The 18,489-nt window shown below is 69.4% G+C and carries 14 protein-coding genes and 1 pseudogene; 2 read left to right on the plus strand and 13 right to left on the minus strand.

Annotated elements, in window-relative coordinates; genetic code table 11:
- Positions 1-18: 18 nt before the first annotated feature.
- The 7 genes from ABEA30_RS04015 to ABEA30_RS04045 form a co-directional block, all read right to left on the minus strand.
- Positions 19-453 (minus strand): RbsD/FucU family protein, encoded by a 435-nt coding sequence (locus ABEA30_RS04015; protein ID WP_345579333.1) that lies wholly within the window; start codon positions 451-453, stop codon positions 19-21.
- A 387-nt stretch (positions 454-840) separates the two neighbouring features.
- Entirely contained in the window at positions 841-1,827 is a 987-nt protein-coding gene (locus ABEA30_RS04020) for a LacI family DNA-binding transcriptional regulator (protein ID WP_345579335.1), read from the minus strand.
- A complete protein-coding gene (locus ABEA30_RS04025; RefSeq protein WP_345579338.1) occupies positions 1,824-3,233 on the minus strand; it encodes a rhamnulokinase in 1,410 nt (469 codons plus the stop codon). The genes ABEA30_RS04020 and ABEA30_RS04025 overlap by 4 nt, the downstream gene beginning before the upstream one ends.
- A 184-nt stretch (positions 3,234-3,417) precedes the next feature.
- Complete coding sequence (locus ABEA30_RS04030; RefSeq protein WP_345579341.1) at positions 3,418-5,187, minus strand: L-fucose isomerase; 1,770 nt, start codon at positions 5,185-5,187, stop codon at positions 3,418-3,420.
- Between the two features lie 199 nt (positions 5,188-5,386).
- Positions 5,387-6,469, minus strand: coding sequence for an ABC transporter substrate-binding protein (locus tag ABEA30_RS04035; protein WP_345579344.1), 1,083 nt, complete (start codon positions 6,467-6,469; stop codon positions 5,387-5,389).
- Between the two features lie 76 nt (positions 6,470-6,545).
- Positions 6,546-7,550 carry an ABC transporter permease gene (locus tag ABEA30_RS04040; RefSeq protein WP_345579347.1) on the minus strand — a complete coding sequence of 335 codons (1,005 nt, stop codon included), beginning with the start codon at positions 7,548-7,550 and terminating at the stop codon, positions 6,546-6,548.
- Entirely contained in the window at positions 7,547-9,067 is a 1,521-nt protein-coding gene (locus ABEA30_RS04045) for a sugar ABC transporter ATP-binding protein (protein WP_345579350.1), read from the minus strand. Before ABEA30_RS04045 ends, ABEA30_RS04040 begins: the two co-directional genes overlap by 4 nt.
- A 1,035-nt stretch (positions 9,068-10,102) precedes the next feature.
- Between ABEA30_RS04045 and ABEA30_RS04050 the strand changes: the two genes are divergently transcribed.
- Positions 10,103-13,243, plus strand: a complete 3,141-nt coding sequence (locus tag ABEA30_RS04050) for a S8 family serine peptidase (RefSeq protein ID WP_345579353.1) — start codon at positions 10,103-10,105, stop codon at positions 13,241-13,243.
- Between the two features lie 63 nt (positions 13,244-13,306).
- Here ABEA30_RS04050 and fbaA read toward each other — a convergent pair whose 3' ends face one another.
- The 6 genes and pseudogenes from fbaA to ABEA30_RS04080 all read right to left on the minus strand — a co-directional run.
- Positions 13,307-14,329 (minus strand): class II fructose-bisphosphate aldolase, encoded by a 1,023-nt coding sequence (gene fbaA, locus ABEA30_RS04055; protein ID WP_345579355.1) that lies wholly within the window; start codon positions 14,327-14,329, stop codon positions 13,307-13,309.
- 85 nt (positions 14,330-14,414) lie between these two features.
- On the minus strand, positions 14,415-14,957 hold the full coding sequence (locus ABEA30_RS04060; protein WP_345579358.1) for a hypothetical protein: 543 nt from the start codon (positions 14,955-14,957) through the stop codon (positions 14,415-14,417).
- A gap of 4 nt (positions 14,958-14,961) precedes the next feature.
- Positions 14,962-15,612: a TrmH family RNA methyltransferase gene (locus ABEA30_RS04065; RefSeq protein WP_345579361.1), complete on the minus strand. Its 651-nt coding sequence runs from the start codon at positions 15,610-15,612 to the stop codon at positions 14,962-14,964.
- Between the two features lie 32 nt (positions 15,613-15,644).
- Complete coding sequence (locus tag ABEA30_RS04070) at positions 15,645-16,688, minus strand: hemolysin family protein (RefSeq protein ID WP_345579364.1); 1,044 nt, start codon at positions 16,686-16,688, stop codon at positions 15,645-15,647.
- The gene (locus tag ABEA30_RS04075) at positions 16,685-17,377 is read right to left on the minus strand and encodes a transporter associated domain-containing protein (RefSeq protein WP_345579528.1); all 693 of its coding nucleotides are present in this window, start codon (positions 17,375-17,377) and stop codon (positions 16,685-16,687) included. The genes ABEA30_RS04070 and ABEA30_RS04075 overlap by 4 nt, the downstream gene beginning before the upstream one ends.
- Before the next feature lie 69 nt (positions 17,378-17,446).
- A pseudogene (locus tag ABEA30_RS04080) lies at positions 17,447-17,908 on the minus strand (CNNM domain-containing protein); the annotation flags it as partial.
- A gap of 271 nt (positions 17,909-18,179) precedes the next feature.
- Between ABEA30_RS04080 and ABEA30_RS04085 the strand changes: the two are divergent.
- Positions 18,180-18,476: a GNAT family N-acetyltransferase gene (locus ABEA30_RS04085; protein ID WP_345579367.1), complete on the plus strand. Its 297-nt coding sequence runs from the start codon at positions 18,180-18,182 to the stop codon at positions 18,474-18,476.
- Positions 18,477-18,489 lie beyond the last annotated feature (13 nt).

The following is an 18,489-nucleotide window of genomic DNA, read 5'->3' on the forward strand; positions in this document are numbered from 1 at the left end:
TCGCGGGCTCAACCAGCGTTACTGCCGCACGCCGATGGTCAGGAGCAGGTTTGCGTAGATGCGCTGCTCACCGGAGGCGATCACGATGCCCACGTCGTCCTTCTTCGCCTCGTCGTAGAAGTCCCAACGGGAGATCTCCACGAACTCGACGCCGGGCAGGGACGCCTTGTACTCGTCGTGGGCGTCGATCTTCTCGGGGCGCAGCTCCGGCGGCGCGTCGGGGGCGGGCACCATGATGCCGGCCTGCTCGATCGGCACGGCCTCCTTCAGCACGTCGAGGATCTGCGTGACGCTGAGCAGCCCGGGGGCAAGGTTGAGGTAGATGCGCCGCGCGCGCGGGTTGGCGCCGGTCTCGTGGGGGTAGTTGCCGTCGGTGATGAGGATCTTGCTGCCGTGACCGGCGCGGCCAAGCGCGTTCAGCAGCTCGGGGTGGATCATGGGGCCGTTGAGCATGGGTTTCCTTTCGGGGTCTTCAGGGGGTTGTGATTGTGGTGTTGGGGACGCTGCGGGGGCCCTTCGTCGTGACTGGCTCCTTCGTCGCACGACACGCTCAGGGACCGGCTCAACCCTTCGTCGTGTCCGGCTCCTTCGTCGCACGACACGCTCAGGGACCGGCTCAACCCTTCGTCGTGTCCGGCTCCTTCGTCGCACGACACGCTCAGGGACCGGCTCAACCCTTCGTCGTGACTGGCTCCTTCGTCGCACGACACGCTCAGGGACCGGCTCCGCCCTTCGTCGTGACTGGCTCCTTCGTCGCACGACACGCTCAGGGACCGGCTCAACCCTTCGTCGTGTCCGGCTCCTTCGTCGCACGACACGCTCAGGGACCGGCTCAGCCGACTACGTGCTGTCACGGACGATCAACGTCGGCGTGATCAACGACGACTCCGCGGGCTCGCCGTTCAGCAACAGGTGCAACGCCTTCACGGCCTGCTCCCCCATCGCCCGGAAGTCCTGGCGGACGGTCGTCAGCCCGGGCAGGTACCACTCCGAGCCGGCGACATCGTCGTACCCGACGACACGCACGTCGCCCGGCACGCTCCGCCCGGCCAACTGCAGCGCGGTCATGGCGCCCAACGCCAACTGGTCGTTGGCGGCGAACACGGCGTCGACGTCCGACGGCAACTGGGGCACCAACGCCGCTGCGGCCGCGGCGTCCCAGGACCCGGCGAACAACGCCGTCGGCTCCAGGCCCGCCGCCCCCATGGCCCGCTCGAAGCCGTCCAGACGCTCCTGCGCATCCGTCCACTCCTGCGGGCCGGCGATGTGCAGGATCCGCCTGGCCCCGCGTGCGAGCAGGTGGTCCACCGCGGCAATCGCACCCGCCCGGTGGTCCACTGACACACCGACGGCGGACTCGGGCAGCTGGCTCGACTCCCCCACGCACACCGTCGGGAGGCGGCTGGCGACGGTGTCGATCCACGGCCCCGACTCGGCCCGCCCGCCCAGCACGATCACGCCGTCGGCGCTGACCGGCACCAGGTGGCGCAGCTCGAGCTGGTCGAGGTCGGCGTCGCCGAGCACCGAGGTGGACGTGTGCAGCTCGAGGGTGGACAGCGCCTGGCAGATCGCGACGAACGCGGTGGCGTGGCCGTGGAACAGCGGCACGGCGTCGATGATGTGCACCGAACCGGTGCGGGCCGCCGACAGCGAGCGGGCGGCCAGGTTGGGCTGGTAGTTGAGCCGCTCGATGGCCTCCAGCACCCGGAGGCGGGTGGCCTCGGCCACCACGTCGACGCCGCGCACCACGCGCGAGGCGGTCTGGATGGAGACCCCGGAGGCCTCTGCGATGTCGCGCAGGTTCGCGCGCTGCTTGCCGTTCCTCATCGTGGCTCGAAGATCTCGGTGCGGGCGGTGCTCGCGATGACGGCGTTGCGGTCAGCGGGGTCCAGGTGGCCCATGATCTCGAGCTGCGCGAGCAACGACCCCAACACGGACGCCTCCACGGGCCCTGCCACCACGGGCACCCCCAGCGCGTCTGCGGTGAGCTGACACAGCAGCTTGTTGCGCGACCCGCCCCCCACGAGGTTCAGCTGCGTGGGCTCGACCCCGGTGAGCGCGGTCAGGTCCGCGATGCCGCGGGCGTAGCGGGCGGCGAAGGACTCGAGCACCACGCGGGTGATCGCGCCCTCGTCGAGGCCCTCGACGGCGACTCCCTGGGCGGCCAACGCGTCCAGCACGCGGCGCTCCATCTCGCCCGGCAGCGCGAACTGCGGCTCGTCGGGATTGATCATGGCCCCCAGCGGCGGCGCCGCCTCGGCGCGGCGGATGAGTTCGACGATGTCGCGCTCGCGGCCCTGCTGCTCCCAGTCGCGCTGGAGTTCCTGCAGGATCCACAGGCCGGTGATGTTGAACAGCGGCCTCAGCCCGCCGTCGGCGCGGGCCTCGTTGGTGAGGCCCAGGGCGCGGGCGTCGTCGGAGAGCAGCGGCTCGTCGCGCAGCACGCCCAACACCGACCAGGAGCCGCAGCTGAGGAAGTAGGACTCCTGCGTGACGTCGCGCTGCAGCGCGTGGACGGCGCAGGCGGTGTCGTGGGCGCCGGCCCGCACCACGGTGAGCTGCTCGAGCCCCTCGACGGTGCAGGGGCCCACGACGGTGTGCTCGGCGGTCACCTCACCCACCCACCGGCGGGGAATGCCCAGCGCGCTGAACACGTCGTCGGAGAACTCGTGCGCCCCGGGGCTGATCAGCGCCGACGACGACGCGTGCGAGCGGGACCAGCCGCGCTGGCCGGAGAGGAGGTAGGTGAAGTAGTCGGGGAGGAGGAGGATCTGCTCGGTGCGGGCGGCGAGCTCGGGCTCCTCCTCGAGGAACGCGAACAGCTGGTTGGCGGTGTTGATGGTGGCGGGCGCGATGCCCGTGGCGGCCCAGGCCGCCTCGTCGGAGAGGCGCTCGCGGAACGCGCCCAGGGTGCGAGTGGTGCGCTCGTCGCGGTAGGCGCGGCCGGGCGTGACCGGCTGGCCGTCGGCGCCGAGCGGGACGTAGTCGACTCCCCAGGTGTCGACGGAGACGCTCACCGCGTCGGGGAACCGTTCGACGGCGGCGCGGAGCCCTGCGACGACCTCGGCCCAGATGAACTCCAGGTCCCAGGAGAGGTAGCCGGCAACGAGCCGGGCCTCGTGCGGGAAGCGCCGTACCTCGACCTCCTCGACGCGGCCGTCGCGGAACGTCCCGGCGACCACGCGGCCGGACGACGACCCGAGGTCGACCGCGAGTGCGGTGACTGTGGACACTTCTCTCTCCTCAATGGTTGCTGACCCTTCAGCCCTGGCTGGTGCTGGGGCTCGGTGTGCGGCGGGGGCGCTCCGTGAGCAACGGTGACCCCCCAGGTGGCCCGACGTCGGGCCGGGCCACCCGGGTTTCGACACGATCGCGCTGCTCGCAAGCTCGCAGGCGATCGGCTCAACCAGCGATCGGCTAGTTGTACAGCGGGCCGAACTGGGCGCAGGCGCGGAAGTCGGCGCCCTCGAGGTCGACCGTGCCGAAGCCCAGCCAGTTCTTCGGGCGGAAGATCCGCTCGCGCGGCACGTTGTGCATGTTCACCGGGATGCGCAGCATCGCGGCCAGCGTGATCAACTGGTGGCCGATGTGCCCGTGCGTGATCGCGCCGTGGTTGGCGCCCCACGCGTTCATCACCTCGTAGACGCTGGTGAACGCGCCCTCACCGGTGATGTTGGGGACGAACCACGTCGTCGGCCAGCCCGGGTCGGTGCGCAGCTCGATGGTCTTGGCCACCTCGTCGGGCAGTTCGACGGTGTAGCCCTCGGCCAGCTGCATGACCGGGCCCAGCCCGTCCACCCAGTTGATGCGCGTCATCGTGACGGGCACCTCGCCGGCGGAGCGGAAGTGCGTCGAGAAGCCACCGCCGCGGAAGTAGCCGGTGTTGGCCGGATGGAACGTCGTCTCGTCGATCATCGCCTGGATGTCGTCGTCGCTGAGCTCCCACCAGGGCTTGATGACGTTGTTGCCGTCGGCGTCCTGGGCGGCGAAGGTGCCGTCGAGGGTGGTGGCGCCGGAGTTGCGCAGGTCGATGATGCCGGCGGCCGCGCGGCCCTCGGGGCGGTGGCCGGTGACGCGCTCGATGGCGTCGGCGCTCCAGTAGGTGCGCACGTCGGAGAAGATCTGCGCCTTGTTGGTCAACAGGTAGTTGAACAGCATCGACGCGCCGTTGAGGTTGTCGTTCTCCGTGGCCTGGATGAGGGGCTGGCGCTTGCCGTTCCAGTCGAACTGGGTGTTGAGGAGGGTCTCCATCAGGTCGCCGTTGGGCAGGTAGTCGGTCCACTGGCGCTGGCCCTGGAAGCCCGACACGAGCGCGCCGTGGCCCACGGACTCCTCGACGAAGCCCATCTCGGCGAGCTTCGGGTTGCCGATCATCAGGTCACGGCCGATGAGCACCATCTTCGTGCTCCACTCCCACCACTTCTCGTGGTCCTCCTCGGAGCGCTGCCACTCCTCGGGGTTGAAGTCCTCGCCCTGCTTGAGGTTCTCACGCACCCACTTGTAGGCGACTTCGTACTCGTCCTTGTCGTAGATGCCCAGGTTGATGCGGCGCTCGATCTCGACCATGTCGATGTATTCGTTGCGCATGCCCAGCCAGTAGTTCCAGAACTCCTCCTTCACCACGCAGCCGGCGATGCCCATGGACACGCCGCCGATGGAGAGGAAGGACTGCCCACGCATGAGGGCGACGGCCAGGCCGGCCTGCGCGTAGTCGAGGAGGCGCTGGCGTACGTCGGCGGGGATGGAGTCGTCGTCGGCGTCCTGCACCTCCTCGCCGTAGATGCCGAAGGCGGGGATGCCCAGCTGGGCGTGTCCGGCGAGCGCGGCGGCCAGGTAGACGGCGCCCGGGCGCTCAGAGCCGTTGAAGCCCCAGATGGCGTGCGGCATGGTGCGGTCCATGTCGATGGTCTCCGAGCCGTAGCACCAGCACGGCGTGACGGAGAGGGTGAGGCCGACGTTCTCGGCCTTGAACTTCGCGGCGGCGGCCTGGGCCTCGGGCACGCGGCCGATGGTGGAGTCGGCGATGACCACCTGCACGGGGGAACCGTCGGGGTACTTCAGCTCGGACTCGTAGAGTTCCTTGACGCGCACCGCCATGGCCATCGTCTGGTCCTCGAGCGCCTCGCGCACGCCGTTGCGGCGGCCGTCGATGATGGGACGGATGCCGATCTTCGGGTAGTTGGTCACGAATCACACCTTCTTATGTTTGGTTCTTGTGAGGTTCTGGTCCGGCACGGTGTGTTTCGGCGCAGGCGGCCGGGTGGCTGCGTCGGAAAAAAGGGGCCCTGCCCGCGCCTCCCACGCGAGGCAGGCAAGCGGCGGACAGGGCGCCCGTGGGATGTTCAGGTGAGGTGCGGTGGGCCCGGGGTGGGCCCACCGTCACGTGTCACTCGTAGAGGTTGGCGGCGATCTCGGGCGACTCGATGTTCGAGGCGTCGTACCAGGCGAAGCCGGAGTCGATGACCTTCGGCAGTTCCTGGCCGTTGATGGCCTTGATGGCGGCCACGACGGTCTCGTAGCCCATCTTGACGGGGGCCTGGGTCACGGCGCCGGCCTGGTCGCCGGCCTTGATGGCCTCGATCTGGGTCTTGCCGGAGTCGAAGCCGACGACGACGACGTCGGCGCCGGATTCCTTCGCACCCTGGATGGCGCCGGTGGCGGCGGCCTCGTTGGTGCCGTAGATGCCCTTGAGCTCCGAGTTGGCCTGGATCATCGACTTGGCCGTGTTGGCGGCGAGGTCGACGGCGCCGGCAACCTGGGGCTCGAGGACGGTGACGTCGGGCGCGTTGTCCTTGATCCAGTTCTGGAAGCCGTCGCAGCGCTGCTTGCCGGTGGCGGAGGTCTGGTCGTGGCAGATGAGGCCGACCTGGCCGGAGCCGCCGATGAGCTCGACCATGTGCTTGGCTGCCTCTTCGGCGGCGGCGGTGTTGTCGGTCGAGACGGTGGTCAGCGGGATGTCGGAGTCGACGCCGGAGTCGAACGCGATGATCGGGATGTTGGCGGCCTGGATCTGGCTGAGCAGGTCGGAGGCGGCGCCCGAGTCGAGGGCGGCGAAGCCGATGGCGGCGGGCTTGGAGTCAAGCGCCGTCTTCAGCTGGTTGAGCTGCTCGGTGACCTGGGTCTCGTCCTGCGGGCCGACGAACTGGACCTGGTAGCCGAACTCCTCGCCTGCCTGCTCCGCGCCTTCCTTGACGGCCTGCCAGAAGCGGTGCTGGAAGCCCTTGGAGACGAGGTAGATGGTCTGCGAGCCGTCGCCCTTGGGGACATCGCCGTCCGCCGGGGCCTCTTCGGATGCAGACTCGGAGGGGGATTCCTCAGCGGGGCTGGAGGTGTCTTCGGCGGGGGCAGAGGTGGTGTCCTCGGCCGGGGCCGCGGGTTCGGTGGTCTCGCTGGAGGTCGACGTGCCACAGGCGGTGAGGCCCAGGGCGAGCACTGCTCCGAGAGCCAGTGCGGAGCGCATCATGCGCATAGCGGTTTCCTTTCGGTTTGTGGGAGGACCGCCCTCCCGGTACATGGGTGTGTGTAGTGGTGGTTGGGGGACGGGGTCAGACCGCGGCTGCCCTGGCGCGGCGGACGTTGTCGATGAACACCGCGAGCAGCACGACGACGCCAGTGGCGACGAGCTGCCATTCCTGGGCGATGCCCATCATCTGCAGGCCCTTGCGGAGCGTCTCCATGATGAGAGCGCCGACCACCGTGCCGATGATGTTGGCACGGCCACCTGCGAGGGAGGTGCCACCGATGACGACGGCGGCGATGACGTTGAGCTCGAAGCCCACGCCTTCAGCCGGCTGGACGAAGCCGAACCGGGCCGAGTAGAGGATGGCGCCGAGAGCCATGAAGACGCCGGCGGTCACGTAGACCATGGTCTTCCAGAACCTCACGTTGACGCCGGAGAGACGGGTGGCCTCCTCGTTGGAGCCGATCGCGATGGCGTAGCGGCCGAGCAGGGTCTTGTTCAGCATGACGCTGGCGACCACGGCCAGCAGCAGGAACAGCAGGATGGAGTTCTTGATGCCGGGGATGACCTCACCGTTGAACAGCCACGTGTACTGCGGGTTCTTGATGCTGATGGTCTGCTTGTCGGAGACGACCAGCGCCAGGCCGCGGGCCGCCATCATCATCGCCAGGGTGGCGATGAACGGCGGCAGGCCGAGCACCGAGATGTTGAGGCCGTTGATGAGGCCGATCACCGCGCCCACCAGGATGGTGAGGATGAGGCCCGCCCCCAGGGGCAGGTTCAGCCACGGGTCGGCGGCGAGGAACACGCCGGCCGCGACCGCCACGAGGCTCATGCCGGTGCCGACGGAGAGGTCGATGCCGGCTGTCGCGATGACGAAGGTGGCACCCAGCGCCATCACGCCGACGTAGGCGGACTGCGAGAGGATGTCGAGGGCCACACCCATCGTCGCGAAGTTCGGCGCGACGAGCATGAACACGAGGTAGATCAGGACGAGCGCGAGGAAGACGAAGATCTGCTGAAGCGAGGACTTCAGGTAGTTCTTCCCCGAGGAGTTCACGTCCTTCTTGGTGATGGCTGCAGTGCTCACGCTGCGGTTCCTTTCAACTGAGCCTTGCCGAGGGTGGCGAGCTCCATGATGCTTTCCTGGGTGGCGTCCTCGTTGTCGAGGATGCCGGTGATGTGTCCGTGGGCCATGACTGCGATGCGGTGCGACACGCGCAGCACCTCAGGCAGTTCGGACGAGATGACGATGATCGCCTTGCCCTGCGCGCAGAGCTGCTCGATGAGCTCGTAGATCTCCTCCTTGGCACCGACGTCGATGCCGCGGGTGGGCTCGTCGAAGATGAGGATGTCGGAGTTGCGCACCAGCCACTTGGCGATGACGACCTTCTGCTGGTTGCCGCCCGACAACTTGCCGAGCAGCTGGTTTACCGACGGCGTCTTGACGCGCAGCCGGTCGGAGTACTCCTGGCCGACGGTCCGGATCTTGCCGTCGAGCACGAACCCGCCGATGCTGAAGTCCTGCATGGCGGCGAGGACGGCGTTGTACTTGATGTCCTGCTCGAGCAGCAGGCCGAAGGTCTTGCGGTCCTCGGAGAGGTAGCCGATGCCGGCGCGCACGGCGTCGGCGGCGGAGCGGACGTTGACCTTCTTGCCGTGGACGTAGATGTCGCCCGACTCGCGGGGGTCGGCACCGAACACGGCGCGCGCCACCTCGGTGCGGCCGGCGCCGACGAGGCCAGCGAAGCCGAGCACCTCGCCCTTGCGGACCTCGAAGTTGATGTCGTGGAGGAGCTTCTTGGTGTTGAGGCCCTCCACCTTGAGCATCACCTCGTCGGAGTCGACGGTGGTGCGCGGGCGGGCGTCGCCGGAGACCTCGCGGCCCACCATCATCGAGATGATCTCGCGCATCTCGACCTCGTCGGTGGTGACGGTGCCGATGTACTGGCCGTCGCGCAGCACGGAGACCCGGTCGGTGATCTCCTCGATCTCCGGCATGCGGTGCGAGATGTAGATCAGCCCGGTCTCGGGGGTGACGAAGTCGCGGATCATGCCGAACAGCGCATCGGTCTCCGACACGGTCAGCGCCGCCGTCGGCTCGTCCATGATGAGGATCTTGGTGGAGTCGAACGACAGGGCCCGCGCGATCTCCACCATCTGCTGGCGGGCGACGGAGAGGTCGCCGACGCGCGCCGTCGGGCGGATGTTCATCCCGAGGCGCTCGAACAACTCCGCGGCGCGCACGTTGAGCGCCTTGTCGTTGATGAAGCCGCCCTTGCTGCTGCCGTCGCGGCCGATGTAGAGGTTCTGCGCGACGGTGAGGTCAGGCACCATGTTGAGTTCCTGGTGGATGATGCTGAGGCCCAGGTCGCGGGCGTGGTTCACGTCGCGGACGTTGACCTGCTGACCCTGCAGCCAGATCTCCGCACCCGCGTCAGGGGTGTAGATGCCGGTGAGGATCTTCATCAGTGTGGACTTGCCCGCACCGTTCTCGCCGCACAGCCCAAGCACTTCGCCGGCGTTGAGGTCCAGATGGACGTTCTGCAACGCCTTGACGCCTGGGAACGTCTTGCTGACGTTCTTCAGCTCCAGCAGTTTGGTCACGTGGTACTCCTTCGTACTTCGTTGGAACCCCGCAACGGTGCGGTGTCGCCGACGATGATGTTAACGCTAGCACTCTGACGCCGGGGCGCAAGGGTCCGTTATGAAAACGTGACCGACGAGGGGCTTGGGGCTGGGTGTCGCCGTCGGGGTGTTGGGCTCGGGCCTGACGTCGCAGACCGGCCACGACGTCGCAGACTTGAGGTGCCACGTCGCAGACCCGCCACAACCTCGCAGACGGCCCGCGGCCTCGCAGACAGTCCTCTGTCTGCGACGATGGCCGCCGTCTGCGACGATGTGCGGCGGTCTGCGACGACGAGCTTGCGGGTGCCCGAGGTCCAGGCCAACGTCCTCATCCCTCGGAGTGGGCGGCTCAACCAGCGGAAGCCCGCCAAACGACGGCGGCTCCAGCCCACCTGTCGCGGTTGCTGCCCTACCCACCGCAAGCACCGCAACGCCAAGCCGTCAGAGCCCGACCCACGACAACCGACGAAGCGGGATACCCACCGGGTTTCGACACGCCCGCGCTCCTCGTTCCTCGGAGCGGGCGGCTCAACCAGCGTCGCGGTTGCTGCCCTGCCCACCGCAAGCACCGCAACGCCAAGCCGTCAGAGCCCAACCCACGACAACCGACGAAGCGGGAACCCCACCGGGTTTCGACACGCCCGCGCTCCTCGTCCCTCGGAGCGGGCGGCTCAACCAACGTCCTCGTTCCTCGGAGCGGGCGGCTCAACCAGCGTCGCGGTTGCTGCCCTGCCCACCTAGAGCACCGCAACGCCAAGCCGTCAGAGCCCGACCCACGACCACCGACGAAGCGGGAAACCCACCGGGTTTCGACACGCCCGCGCTCCTCGTTCCTCGGAGCGGGCGGCTCAACCAACGTCCTCATCCCTCGGAGCGGGCGGCTCAACCAACGTCCCCCCTTCCTCGGAGCGGACGGTCCAACCAACGACTGACACCCCCTAAGACCTCAGGCCGACGCACGCCCCATCCACGCACCGATATCTTGTGCTCACACCTTGGAACCGAAAGGACGCCATGTTCCAGCAACGTCGGTGGCTCACGGCGGTCATTCCGCTCGTCGTCGCTGCTCTCGCACTCTCCCCCGCCGTCTCACAGGCCGACGACGGCGACTCCGCGCCGGTCAACCTCGGCAACCTCGCCGACTACGTCACCACCCCCACCGCAGAGGTCGGCAAGACCTGGCCCACGGGCGAGTGGTTCGTCGAGTTCCAGGCCCAGCCCACCGCTTCGGGCGGGCGGCCCACGCAGCTGCAGCGCAACCGCGCGGACTTCACCGCCGAGGCGCGCGCCGCGAGCCTCCCGGCCCAGGTCGAGCGGGTCTACACCCGCCTCTTCAACGGCGTCACGGTGAGGGCCGACGAGGCGCAGGCCCGCAGGATCGCCGAGCTCCGCACCGTCAAGGCGGTCCACCCGGTGCTCGCCATGCGCGTCCCCACCGCCCCGCCGACGGCGGAGGACTCGGCCACGAAGCCCACGCTCGCGATGATCGGCGCCGACCGGGCCCAGTCGGTACTGGGCACCACCGGCAAGGGCGTGAAGGTGGGCATCATCGACTCCGGCATCGACTACGCCCACCCCGACCTGGGCGGCACCGGCGACTACGAGACGACGACGTTCCCCACGGAGCGGGTCGCCTACGGCACTGACCTCATCGGCGACGACTGGCTCCCCTACCCCGGTGAGGACGGCGAGGTCACCGAGATCACGCCAGACGGCGACCCCATGGACTGCCTCGGCCACGGCACCCACGTGGCGGGCACCGTCGGCGGCGCAGGCACCGCGGCGGGCGTGGCCCCGGAGGCGACCCTCGGCGCCTACAAGGTGTTCACCTGCAACGGCGACACCACCATGGCCGTCGTGCTCAGCGCCATGGAGCGCGCCGCGGCCGACGGCATGGACGTGGTCAACATGAGCCTCGGCTGGCCGCTGCAGAGCTCGCAGCGGCACCCGCTGTCGCAGGCCGCCGACCGCATGGTCGACGCCGGCGTCGTCCTCGTCGTCGCCGCCGGCAACGAGGGCGAGATGGGCACGCAGACGCTACGCGCGCCGTCGGTGGCCGACAAGGCGATCTCGGTGGCCTCGTTCGACGCCACCAGCATCGCCACCCCGGAGGTGGTCTTCACGCCCGCCACCGGCGACCCCATCCACTCCGGCTACACCCTCGTGTCCGAGGCCCCCGTGCCGACGGGGTTCACCGGCGAGCTGGCCACCTTCAGCGACCCGCTCCAGTGCAAGCTCGACCCGAACCTCGCGGGCAAGATCGCGTTCTTCCCGGGCGACGGCGGCTGTGACGTCGAACGGCGCACCCAGCTGGCGCTCGAGTCGGGCGCCGTCGGCGTGGTGCTGTACAAGGAGTACTTCTTCTGGGACTGGGTCGACAGCCCCGAGGTGCCGGTGATCGGCATCCTCAGCGACGCCGGCCGCGCCGTGCTGGACGCGCTCGCCAAGGGGCCGGTCACCGTCACCGTGCCCGGCACCTTCATCGACGACCCCAACCCCTACACCCCCGGCCTGGCCTCGGTGTTCACCTCCTGGGGCCTCGACGCCGAACTCGGCCTGAAGCCAGACCTCGCCGCCCCGGGCGGCGCCATCTACTCCACGATGCCGCTGTCGATGGGCGGCCACGCCGTGATGAGCGGCACGTCGATGGCCTCACCGCACGTGGCGGGCGCCGCGGCGCTCCTGCTGCAGGACGACCCCAGCCTCACCGCAGACCAGATCCGCACCCGGCTGCAGAACACCGCCACCCCGGCCGTCTTCTCGTTCATGCCGGAGACGGGCGTGCTCGACGCCGCCCACCGGCAGGGCGCCGGCCTCATCCACGTGGACAAGGCCATCACGCAGCAGCACCTCGTCACGCCGTCGAAGCTCGCCACCGGCCAGTCGGCCGACGGCCCGTTCCGCCAGACCCTCACGCTGACCAACGCCACCGACGCGGCCGTCACGTGGACCGCCTCGCACGACGACGCCGTGACCACCTCCGTCGCCTGGGCGGAGGGCCGGCTGCAGGACCGCCCCGACTTCACGCAGGAACGGGCCAAGGTGGCCTTCTCGTCGCCGACGGTGACCGTCCCCGCCGGCGGCAGCGCCACCGTCGACGTGACCATCGACGCGCCCGACGCTGCGCCGGAGACCGCCATCTACAGCGGCTACCTGCGGTTCACGGCCGACGGCCAGTCCATCCAGGTGCCGTTCGCGGGCATGAAGGGCGACTACGGCGCGGCACCGCTCCTGCTGGGCGACGACAGCTCCCGCCCGCCGTTCCTCGGCGTGCTGTGGGAATGCCTCGAGCGGGAGGGCCGCCAGTGCGTGGATCTGATGCCGTCGTTCGGCCCCATGGACGAGCCCATCCCCTACGACGAGTGGGCGCTGCCGGCCATCGGCTTCGTGCTGGGCACGCCGGCGTCGTCGGTGACCCTCTCGGTGCTCGAGGTCGACGACGCGGGCTCCCCCATCGAGGCCACAGCCCAGGAGGTCTACACCGAGAGCACGCCGTGGCGCTCCCCCGACGTCAACATGGCGGCGTGGGACGGCCTGTTGGTGGACGCCGACGGTGAGCTCGTCCCCGCCCCGCACGGCGAGTACGCGCTGCGCATCCAGGTGACGAACTCCGACACCCCGGCCAAGGTCGAGGTGTGGACGTCGACGGCGTTCCAGTGGCTGGACGAGCCCCTCGAGCCCGAGGAGCCCAGCCCCCAGCCCACCAAGCGGCCCACCACCGCGGCCCCGAAGCCCGAGGTGCGCGACGTCTACAACACGCCCGGGCTGCACATGGTGGGCGGCCGCCAGTGGTTCACCGCCTGCGAGCCGTACTCGCAGACGGTGCGCTGCCGCACGATGATCATGGCCAGCACAGTCACCGAGCGCGACGGGCGGTTCAGCGTGACCAACGGGTGGGTGTTCAACAACCTCACCTACCTGCCGCAGATGACTCGCGCGCAGTGGGGCACCAACCCCTTGGCGAAGACCGGCGCCTGGACGGCGGCCGACGGCCGGAAGTGGCGCACCGAGTGCGACACCGCCGCCACCGGGCGCGGCGGGTGCCGCTCCTACCTCACCGCCAGCGTGATCGCCACCGTGCGGCAGGCGGATGGCAGCAGCCGGTACGAGTGGGTGACCAAGGAGGTCCTCAACAACATCGTCCGCTTCCGCTGACCTGGACGAACGACTGCGGCCGGCCCCCGAGGGGACCGGCCGCAGTGGTGTTCAGTCAGTGCGTCACTTGGCGGACTGGCCAGCGGAACGCAGCTGCTGGCAGGCCTCGACGACGCGGGCGGCCATGCCGGCCTCAGCGGCCTTGCCCCAGGCGCGCGGGTCGTACATCTTCTTGTTGCCGACCTCACCGTCGATCTTGAGCACGCCGTCGTAGTTCTTGAACATGTGGGTGACGACCGGGCGGGTGAACGCGTACTGCGTGTCGGTGTCGATGTTCATCTTGATGACGCCGTGGTCGACCGCGTCGGAGATCTCCTGCGCGGTGGAGCCGGAGCCGCCGTGGAACACGAGGTCGAACGGCTTCTCCTTGCCGTACTTGGCGCCGACGGCGTCCTGGATCTCCTTGAGGAGCTCGGGGCGCAGCTTGACGGCACCCGGCTTGTACACGCCGTGCACGTTGCCGAAGGTGAGGGCCGTCATGTAGCGGCCCTTCTCGCCGAGGCCGAGGACCTCGATGGTGCGCAGGCCGTCCTCGACGGTGGTGTACAGCTTCTCGTTGATGGCGGCCTCGACGCCGTCCTCCTCGCCGCCGACGACGCCGACCTCGATCTCGAGGACGATGTTGGCCTTGGCGCAACGCTCGAGGAGCTCAGCAGCGATCTGCAGGTTCTCCTCCATCGGAACGGCCGAGCCGTCCCACATGTGCGACTGGAACAGCGGCAGCTCGCCGCGGGCGACGCGCTCCTCCGAGAGCGACAGCAGCGGGCGCACGAAGCTGTCCAGCTTGTCCTTCGGGCAGTGGTCGGTGTGCAGCGCGACGTTGATCGGGTAGTTCTTCGCGACTTCCTGGGCGTAGGCGGCGAACGCGGCGGCGCCGGCGATCTTGTCCTTGATGGTGGGGCCGGAGAAGTACTCGGCACCGCCGGTGGAGACCTGCAGGATGCCGTCCGAGCCCGCCTCGGCGAAGCCCTGGAGGGCGGCGTTGAGCGTCTGCGAGGAGGAGACGTTGATGGCCGGGTAGGCGAACTGGCCTGCCTTGGCCCGGTCGAGCATCTCCGTGTAGACCTCAGGAGTTGCAACTGGCATGGGGAGCCCCTTTTTCTCGATGGAAGTCGGTTTCCCAGCAAGCCTATCGCGTCGGCTCAGGAGCGCGAATGGCGGGTCCGTTCACTCACAGCAGGTTGTCGAGTGCGGAACTGTCGAGCCGCACCCGGCCCAGCGAGTACGCCTGGACGGCGGAGTCGATGACGGCGGGCGCCGCGTCGAGGAACGCCACCGGCACCTTCGCGGCGGGCTGCCCGTTGACCTCGACGACGAGCTTGGGCCCGGCGCCGAAGTTGTGCCCGGCCAGCTTCAGCGCCGACACCTCGGACCACGGCACCCGCACCGGGGTGGGGTGGACGATCTCGATGCCCTTGGGGTCGAGGTAGAACGCGACGCCGTCGGTGATCGCGGCGAGGTCCTTCTTCGCGTTGCTCAGCCCGACGATCGACAGCACCAGCCAGAACACCGTCGAGACCACCCACAGCACGCCGACGGTGATGGTCCAGCCCAGTGACCAGTCGCGGCCGAAGAAGTACCAGAACACGATCAGCAGGACCGCGGAGACCACCGTCGAGATCACGCGCCAGCGCAATGTGCTGCGCGCCCGGGTGACGCGTGCCGCCGTGGGCAGGGGCGTCAGCCCGGCTGCGAATCGCTGTGCCTGCTGCATGGGGTCATGCTAGCGCCACCCCGGTTGAGGGCCCGCCGTGCTGCAGCTGCCAGTGGTACATCGCGATCGCTGCGGCGGCACCCGCGTTCATGGAGCGGGTGGAGCCGTGCTGGGTGATGGCCACGAGGCGTTCGCAGCCGGCGACCATGTCGTCGGTGAGCCCGGGGCCCTCCGAGCCGAACACGAGGCAGCACCGCTCCGGGAGCTGCGCGGTCTCGAGCGCGACGGAGCCCGGCAGGTTGTCGACGCCCACGGGTGTGACGCCGTGCTCGCGGAGGTAGGTGAACAGCGACGCCTCGTCGTCGTGGTGGTGGACGTGGAGGTAGCGGTCGGTCACCATGGCGCCTCGCCGGTTCCACCGTCGCTTCCCCACGATGTGCACGGCGGCGACGTTGAACGCGTTGGCGGTGCGCACGATGGAGCCGATGTTGAAGTCGTGCTCCCAGTTCTGGATGGCGACGTGCAGGCCGGAGCGGGTGCGGTCGAGGTCGGCGACGATGGCGTCGAGCCGCCAGTAGCGGTAGCGGTCGATGACGTTGCGGCGGTCCCCCTCGCGCAGCAGCTCCGGGTCGAGCCGCTCGTCGTCGGGCCACGGCTCCGGGTGCGGGCCGACCCCGACGGTGGGCGCGGTGGGGTCGTGGGGCTCGTCGGTCATGCGCGGAAGGATACCGACACCTCTCGCGGGGCTCAGCCGGCGTCGACGCTCTCGACGATGCCGGTGGGCATCAGCCCGGGCAGCACGTCGTTGAGCGTCACGATGCCCAGCTCGCGTTCACCGTCGGTCACCACCGCGATCTGCGTGCGGGCCTGGTTGAGCTGGCTGAGGGCGGTGGCCACCCCGCTGTCGCCGGGAAGGCGCACGGGCTCGCGGGCCAGGTCGATCGCCGGGCGGGTGAGGTCTGCCTCGCCGAGGGTGTCGCGGACGTGCACGATGCCGACGGTGACCTCGCCGTCGCGCACGAGCACGCGCATGTGCCCGTGTCGGCGGGTGACGGCCTGGACGTCTGCGAGGGTGCCGTGGATCGGGACGGCGGCCAGCTCCTGGCCTGCGGGCACCAGCTCGCTCAGCTTGCGCTCGCGCAGCGTCAGCACCGAGGTGATGGGTGACTGGTAGCTGGCCTCCAGCGCGCCCACGTTGGCGGAGTGTTCGACGAGGTGGCGCAGGCCGGCGACGTCCTGGGTGGCCGACAGCCCGTCGATCGGCGTGGCCCCGGCCTTGCGCACCAGCCAGTTGGCCATGGCGTTCATCGCCTTGAGGATGGGGCGGGCCACCAGCATGAACCCGCGCATGGGCAGGGCGAGCAGCACCGACGAGTCCTCGGGGTGGGCGATGGCCCACGACTTCGGCGCCATCTCCCCCACCACCAGGTGGAGGAACGTGACGATGACCAGCGCCAGCACGAACGAGGCGACGTCGGCGACGGCCGCCGGCAGGCCCGTGGTCTCCAGCAGCGGGGTCAGCGCGTGGTGGACGGCGGGCTTGGTGATGGCGCCCAGCGCCAGGGTGCACACGGTGATGCCGAGCTGCGAGCCGGCCAGCACCAGGGTGAGTTCGTGCGAGCTCTTCAACGCCGCGCGGCCCGAGAGGGTGCCGGCGCGTTCCTCCAGCCTGTGGGGCTTGGCGGCCATGAGCGCGAACTCGACGGCCACGAAGAAGGCCGACAGCACGATGATCACCACCGTCCAGATGACGACGGCCCAGCCGTTCATGCCGGTCTCGAGCGGCGTCATGCCTTTTCCTCCTGCGTGCCGGGGAGCGTGATGCGCACCCGCGAGGCCACGTGGCGTTCGACGGCCAGCACCTCGATGCGGACGTGGCGCGCCGGGGTGGAGGGGTCGATGGTGCGCTGCGCCGCCGTCGGCTCGAGGACGAGGTCCACGACGGCGCCCTCCTCGGGCAGGTCGCCCAGCGCGTGGATGATGAGGCCCGAGACGGTCTCGAAGTCGCCTCCGGGGAGCTTGAGCCCGATGGCGCGCTCCACCTCGTCGACGTGCACGTCGCCGGGCATCACCCAGATGCCGTCGCCGGTCTGCGGGAGGTAGTCGGGGTCCTCCGGGTCGTGTTCGTCGGTGAGTTCGCCGATGATCTCCTCGGCGAGGTCCTCGAGGGTGACCACGCCGACGAAGACGCCGAACTCGTCGATGACGCACGCCATCTGCTCCCCGGCGGCACGCAGCGCGGTCTCCGCATCGGGGAGGTGGGTCAGGTCGGGCAGCCGGAACGGCTCGCGCGCGATGCGCAGCGCCGGCTCGTCGAGGCTGCGGCCGGTGCGCAGCACGTCTGCCAGTTGCACCACGCCGATGACGGAGTCGTGTTCGTCGACGACGGGGTAACGCGTGTGGCCGGTGGCCATCAGGGCGCGCACCTCGCCGATGGTGGCGTCGGCGCGCACCACGTCGACATGCACGCGGGGCACCATGGCGTGTTCGAGGTCGCGGCGGGGGAAGTCGAGGATGCGGTCCAGGATGTGCGCCAGCTCGGGTGACAGCGCGCCCGATTCGCGGGAGGCGGCGACCACGCGCTCGAGGTCCGTGGCGGAGGCGGCCGACTCGACGTCGTGGACGGGCTCGATCCTCAGGGCCCGCAGCAGCAGTTCCGCCGCCTTGTCGAACACCCAGATGACGGGGCCGAAGACCGCCAGGTAGATGCGCGTCGACGGCGTGAGCGCGTCGGCGACCACCCCGGAGCGCGCGATCGCGTAGTTCTTCGGGAACAACTCGCCGAAAAGCATCTGCACGAACGTGGAGAAGCCGATCGCGACGAACCCGCCGATCGCCACGCTGACCGCGGTCAGCGCGCCGCCGTCGAGCAGCGAGCCGATGGCCTGGCCGATGAGGGGTTCGGCGACGTAGCCGACGAGCAGTCCGGTGACGGTGATGCCCAGTTGTGCCCCCGACAGCATGAACGAGGTGCGCCGGGTGATCTGCAAGGTCCGGGCCGCGCGGTCGTCGCCGGCTGCCGCGCGTGGAGCGGTCGACGGCGACGTAGGCGAACTCCTGCGCCACGAAGTATCCGGTGGCCACCGTGATCAGGAAGACGACCACGACGCCGACGAGCAGGGAGACAACGGGGGTCATCGGGGCTTACCTCTCAGAGGCAGACGTTGGGACCCCTCCGATGTGTCGCAGCATGGCATGCGCACAGTATGTCAGGTGCCTCAACCGCACGCAGGGACAACGGATGAGGCCCCGGCGCCCGCGCGGGCGAAGTATCGTCGGGTCATGACTGACGACACCGCCACCGTGACGAACAACCCCGAGCGGAAGCGCTACGAGATCCGCCTGGACGGCGAACTCGCGGGATTCGCCGACTACATCCTCAGCAACGACCTCATCACGTTCACGCACACCGAGATCGACCCCGCGTTCGAGGGGAAGGGCCTGGGCTCGACGCTGGTGCGCGAGGCGCTCGACGACGTGCGCGCCGCCGGCGACCGGAAGGTGCTGCCGCTGTGCCCGTTCGTGAAGTCCTGGCTCCAGCGCCACCACGACTACGCCGACCTGACCTACGGCGCCTGAGACGCGAAGAACG

This window comes from Tessaracoccus lubricantis (genome assembly GCF_039544535.1).
GTDB lineage: Bacteria > Actinomycetota > Actinomycetes > Propionibacteriales > Propionibacteriaceae > Arachnia > Arachnia lubricantis.